Below are 4,439 nucleotides of genomic sequence, written 5' to 3'. Positions count from 1 at the left end.
ATCCAACCTTTTCAGAGGGCCGGTTTCTACCGGCCCTTTCCTTTTGCCTTGCTCTTCTTCCGCTCAAAAATCAAGCCCTTCTTGACTCATACAGGCGCGGAGCGCTGGAACCCGGGGGCATTCCCCCCGGGTGGCTCTGGATCGGGGGCTGTTGGCTGTCTGGCCTCCCCCTTCCCCGAAGGCGGCTGTTTGGCTGCTGGCCGGATCGTGGGCCAAGGCGCGCCCCGCCTCCCGATCCGTTTTCGATCCAACAGCCGGCCGGCGGGGAAGGGGAAGGCCCGACAGCCGAACAGCCCCGGGCCGGCGGGTGCCCTGCCCCCCGCCCCGAACAGCCAACAGCCAAACAGCCCCAAAACCCGAGCCAACAGCCGAACAGCCAAAGGCAGGCCATAAGGGCGCGGTGCGTTCGGAAAAGCGGCCCTGGCCTTTCCTATGGCCCCTCAACCCCACACGTGCCCTGGCCCTTGACCCGTCCAAGAACCTGCCTCCTCGAAGACTCCTCGGCCCTTCCGGCTTCACACGAGGCCCAAAGCGGCCCGTGTTCAGCTCGGAAGGAAAAGGCAGTCCGTACCCCCATCCTCGCCCTTGTCGTCTTCTCCTTGCCTTCCTGCGCTGTCTAGCGCATACGTGAGCCAAGCCACGGGTCGAAATTTGTTCGACCCGGAGGGGAGAATAACACGGTTATGCAAACCTGCGGTTTGCCCGTGCCGGGGGCTGGTGACAAGTCACCGCCCCCTGGCCCCCCATAAATCACACAGACATGAAAAAGACAGCTTGACAAGTCATCATACGATCATAAATTGAAGACTCTCGTGAGTGAGAAAATCAACAGACTGTAATCACAGGAGCGACGTCATGAGCGATGAAAAATACACAAAAGAGCAACTTGTGGCTTTGGGCGAAAAGCTTGTGGCGCGACGGCAAAAGCAAGCAGAAGCACAAAAAAGACGGCGTGAAAAACTTCAACAGGCTGGGTGGAAGAATGTAACCTTGCAACTTCCTGAAGTAAGAATCGCAGAGATCAAAAAACTTGTCGCTCTATTGTCTAAATCCAAAAGCGGCAATTATTATATTGCGATGACTGATGAGAACAACAAGGCTAAAATTGTTTCTGAACAGTTCACAATGAAGTAGTTATGGCTATTTATCGTCTTGAAGTTAAAATGATCCAAAGAAGCCAGGGTCATTCTGTTGTAGCGGCTGCTGCGTATCGTGGTTGCTCTCGTCTCGTTGACGAGCAAACAGGAGAAATTCAGGACTACACACGTAAAGACGGCCACGCTTACAACGAAATCATCCAACCAGAAGGAATAGGAGAAATAACGTCACAGGAGCTTTGGAACAAAGTAGAGAACGACGAAACCAAGATAAACGCTTCACTTGCTCGCGATTTTCTTTTAACGCTTCCGCGCGAACTTTCTTCTGACGTAAGAAGACAGCTTTCAGTCGATTTTACACAATGGCTTGTCGAACGCTACAACGTTCAGGCAGAACTCAACATACACGAGCCAACCGTTGAACAACGTGCCAAAAATGCGGCCACACGTTGTGTACCTGTCGATGATCTTCCCGAGCAACCCCACGCTCACATCCTAGTTTCAACTCGTGATGTGTTTGGAAAAAAACTTCGTGTTTTGGCTGACAAAAAAACGGGAAGACAGGAAATCAAAGACATTCGCAAGAAATGGGAGGTTTTACTTAATGCAGAACTCGTTCCTCGTGGTTTTCCTCCGCTTTCGTGCGAAACAAAGGAGACACAAGATTCAATTGCAGCAGAAGAGGCAAAAAGAATTTTGGCGGTTGCAGCAAAAGAAATTCCAAAGATTAAGGATGAAATCAAGTCGTTATCGAAAATCATTCAACGACAAGAACGTTTTGGCAAATTCCAGCGTTTTGCGGCTAATAATCAAAATAGCCAAAACCATCAAGAACCACAGGGGAAAATGGGACATGTCACAGAACAAAGGATGTAATTGCAGGCAATGCGAACATGGAAAGTGTTATAAAGGCATAATTACAAAATATGTCACAGAGCCAAAAGCTACAAATCCTGAAGAGAAAGAAGTCTTCCTTGCTACTTTTAACCAAGTCGTTGTGACTTGTGATATTCATTTGAAACAATTTGTCATTTATCAACAATGTCTTGATGATTTCTCATTAAAATACGCAGACACAATAATACAATTTGAAGAATGCGAAGGTTATTCGCCAAGAGGTCAAAACAATGTCGATTAAAGAAAAAAAGACCCGTCTTCAAAAGCTTGAAGAACGGCTTGAAAATAAAGTCAAAGCGGCGAAAAAAGCCTCCGCTGAACTTGAAGTGATTGAGCAACGCGCCCAGGCGCGGGCAAAGCAGAAAGAAAAGCGCCAAAGCGATAAAGACCGCTACACATTGGGCCTTGTTCTCAAATTCATCTACTTAAAACGCTTTGGAATGCCAGCAATCAAAAAAGAATGGATTTTAGAAGCTTTTCCGAAGGAAAAGCCAGAGCGTTATATCGAATGTCTTGAGAAACACGGCATCAAAGTCGAATAGCCCCGCGAGGGGCTTTTTTCATGCCGCTGATCTGCGGCCAGCCGGCCGAGCTGGGGCCGGGGCCTGGTTCTTTTTTGCCAAGTCAACTGGTAGAACTTCTAGTATCGGCGGGCAGTCGCCCGCAAAATGCCTTTCAATATCTTCTTCTGTAACTAAAGCTTCTCCAGTCCTTTCATCCCATACCTGTAAAGCTGCATCTTTTGTGTCTTCTGTACCAATTCTTTCTAGCTGTTGCACTGAAACAAACCCTTCAATATACGCTTCCACAACTTCTTCGACGGGCAAACCGTCGTCTAGTCTGTGCATTGCTGCCCGCGTCTTGCCGCGACGTGAAAATTTTGACCATTCGTCATCGTCAAAGGTATAAACAACTGCACCAATCTTCCCTTCGACTACTTCAGCATCTTCTTGTTCATTGAGTCCAACTAAATCAGCAAGACCGCGAGACAGATAGATTGACCTTCTCCCTTTAATTGCAGTCATAAATTCTGCCAGCTTTGGCATTAGATCATGTCTTTTGCCAAGAGTAACCATACCAATCAACTCGAACGATGTAATACGGTCGCTTTTGCGTCCAAGTTTGACATTCGGCGATGGCGAAGCCTCAAAAGATACTTTCTTAGCTGCATAGTCAGCAAGCTTTATTGCGTTCTTCTCATCAAGATAGACAACGCCATTTTTTGACTTAAAGTGCGGTCGTTCAATATCTAATCCATGTTTTGCATCAGCTACTAAGCCAAATCTCGCGCAAGCTTTTGTCCAAAGCGTTGAGAGTTCAGCTTGCATCTGTTCCGCCTCGACTTGAGACAATAACGGACGACGAAGGAACATGATAACGTGCGAGTGCCAATGCCATCCGCTTTTCTTTTTACTGTCTGGGTGATCCAAAGTGACTTCTGCTGTTCTGATAGAATGCTTTAAATGCCATTTGTCGCGGAAGGCTCTATAAGCCTTTCCCTGTTTGAGTTTTCTTTGTGCTTCTTGAAATCTCTCGATGAAATCATAGAGTGAATCTGTATATTTGTGTGATGCTGTAAAAGTTGCAAAAGCGTATGAATACTTCAATTCAAGCATTTTGCTTGTAATAAAAACAATATCCTCCCTTCTCTGTGCATTGATTCTTCTTGAGCAGACAGGACATACAAATGGAGAACCGCATTTAACGACGCCTGCAATAGCGTAGTGACTTCCTTCTGCTTCGATTCCTTCTTTTTCTTTGTCCACATACTGATGAATCTGGGCAAAACCTGGGGCGCCAGTTGGCGTCCCGGTCTTATTTTCACCGGGGATAATGCCATGTCCACAGCACCAACAGCTTTTCGAGGGCGTGGGCAGAACCCCGGAGGTCTGAAAATCCTGAACCGTTTGCCGGACTCGCTCCGCTTTGACTGCGAGAAACCGGCCCCGCCGGACTGCGGCCCGAGTCTTTTTTTCCTGGTCGGCTTTCTCGGCCGGCGTGTCCTCTCGCCAGCCCTGCCGGGGTGGCAAAACTCCCTCTTTACCAAGCGGCCCGGCTAACGCCGCGCCGGAACTGACAAAATCCAAAGGCGAAGAATTCCCGACTGATTTAGTCGGAAAGTGATTTTCCGGGGCTTGGAAAGAGGTGGAGCAAGGAGCTTGCAAAAGAAAACCTCCGACAGAAAATTTTCATTTTCTTGCCCGGAGGTCGTTAGAATCTTGACTCACAGAGCCAAAATGGTAATGCTTCTTCAGACAGCACGTCTTTGGAAGCTGCGACTTCCGGGACATCGGATCGATAGGACGGCAATCCCGTCGATCCAACCTTTTCAGAGGGCCGGTTTCTACCGGCCCTTTCCTTTTGCCTTGCTCTTCTTCCGCTCAAAAATCAAGCCCTTCTTGACTCATACAGGCGCGGAGCGCTGGAACCCGGGGGCATTCCCCC

At 48.5% G+C, this 4,439-nt stretch carries 6 protein-coding genes; 5 read left to right on the top strand and 1 reads right to left on the bottom strand.

Going from position 1 to position 4,439, the window contains the following annotated elements; genetic code table 11:
* Positions 1 to 855: 855 nt before the first annotated feature.
* The 4 genes from GTA51_RS19960 to GTA51_RS19945 are packed head-to-tail and all read left to right on the top strand — an operon-like array spanning position 856 to position 2,536.
* A complete protein-coding gene (locus GTA51_RS19960; protein ID WP_160964249.1) occupies positions 856 to 1,134 on the top strand; it encodes a hypothetical protein in 279 nt (92 codons plus the stop codon).
* Between the two features lie 2 nt (positions 1,135 to 1,136).
* Positions 1,137 to 1,973 carry a MobA/MobL family protein gene (locus GTA51_RS19955; RefSeq protein WP_160964248.1) on the top strand — a complete coding sequence of 279 codons (837 nt, stop codon included), beginning with the start codon at positions 1,137 to 1,139 and terminating at the stop codon, positions 1,971 to 1,973.
* Positions 1,951 to 2,235, top strand: a complete 285-nt coding sequence (locus GTA51_RS19950) for a hypothetical protein (protein ID WP_160964247.1) — start codon at positions 1,951 to 1,953, stop codon at positions 2,233 to 2,235. Before GTA51_RS19955 ends, GTA51_RS19950 begins: the two co-directional genes overlap by 23 nt.
* Positions 2,225 to 2,536: a hypothetical protein gene (locus GTA51_RS19945; protein WP_160964246.1), complete on the top strand. Its 312-nt coding sequence runs from the start codon at positions 2,225 to 2,227 to the stop codon at positions 2,534 to 2,536. The genes GTA51_RS19950 and GTA51_RS19945 overlap by 11 nt, the downstream gene beginning before the upstream one ends.
* Before the next feature lie 18 nt (positions 2,537 to 2,554).
* Here GTA51_RS19945 and GTA51_RS19940 read toward each other — a convergent pair whose 3' ends face one another.
* Positions 2,555 to 4,081 (bottom strand): protein rep, encoded by a 1,527-nt coding sequence (locus GTA51_RS19940; RefSeq protein ID WP_160964245.1) that lies wholly within the window; start codon positions 4,079 to 4,081, stop codon positions 2,555 to 2,557.
* Positions 4,082 to 4,153: 72 nt separating this feature from the next.
* Between GTA51_RS19940 and GTA51_RS20765 the strand changes: the two genes are divergently transcribed.
* The coding region (locus GTA51_RS20765; protein ID WP_211922673.1) for a hypothetical protein at positions 4,154 to 4,439 on the top strand (286 nt) is incomplete at its 3' end.

It is taken from the genome of Solidesulfovibrio aerotolerans (genome assembly GCF_009856865.1).
Classification (GTDB): Bacteria; Desulfobacterota; Desulfovibrionia; order Desulfovibrionales; family Desulfovibrionaceae; genus Solidesulfovibrio; species Solidesulfovibrio aerotolerans.
Note: the sequence above shows the minus strand (reverse complement) of the source record. Positions and strands in the feature narration are given on the sequence as shown.

Coding starts and splice junctions, on each gene's coding strand:
- GTA51_RS19960 (WP_160964249.1), top strand. CDS start 856: ATGAGCGATGAAAAATACACAAAAGAGCAACTTGTGGCTTTGGGCGAA.
- GTA51_RS19955 (WP_160964248.1), top strand. CDS start 1,137: ATGGCTATTTATCGTCTTGAAGTTAAAATGATCCAAAGAAGCCAGGGT.
- GTA51_RS19950 (WP_160964247.1), top strand. CDS start 1,951: ATGTCACAGAACAAAGGATGTAATTGCAGGCAATGCGAACATGGAAAG.
- GTA51_RS19945 (WP_160964246.1), top strand. CDS start 2,225: ATGTCGATTAAAGAAAAAAAGACCCGTCTTCAAAAGCTTGAAGAACGG.